General features: G+C 30.5%; 1 protein-coding gene. It reads right to left on the reverse strand.

All coding sequences use genetic code 11. The features are described from left to right. Positions 1-646 (reverse strand): TerY-C metal binding domain-containing protein (locus IU405_RS01120; RefSeq protein WP_317193335.1); only part of this gene is annotated, 646 nt, incomplete at both ends.

Raw genomic sequence — 646 nt, forward strand, 5'->3', positions numbered from 1 at the left:
CAAGTACTTATTTCCTCTTCGCCTAAACAATGAATTTTTTCACAGCTACAAACAGCAAAAGCAATTTGATTTCCACAACAAGGACAAGTTGGTCCACCAATTAATTCGTCAGTATTCACCTTGTTGTTAAAAGTAGTATTGTCTGCCAATTCAAAGTAATTATTATCAACTTGATAAGCTCCAACTAACCGATAATTTTTAGTCCCTAATTCAATTCCTGCAAAACTTGATGGCACAATCACTTTACGGTATTTCATTAAATAAGGTCTTTTAGTATTTTGACACTTACCATTTAATACCACAAAATTATCATCTACAAATTGTCGTTTAGGATCAGATTTTTTTAAGTCAATTTTAGATAAAGTTTCACCATCTAGTTTTGCTAATTCAAATCCAGTTTCATTATTTTCAACACTAATACTACTTGTTTTAATAGAATCTGTAACCCATTTAAAAAATTCTTTATAGGATTGCACATTAGTGTTTTTGAATTCTAAAACAGTATCCGTTAATTCGCCTAGTAAATGAGTATCAGTATTAGAACCAAAAGAAACGGCAATTAAATTAGCTGTTTTTTGCCAATTTTGTTTCCATTCATTAATAGCTGCTTTGCTATCATCTGTTGGAACGCCATCAGTAAATAGAA

The organism is Polaribacter sp. BAL334 (assembly GCF_015767435.1).
Taxonomy (GTDB): Bacteria; Bacteroidota; Bacteroidia; order Flavobacteriales; family Flavobacteriaceae; genus Polaribacter.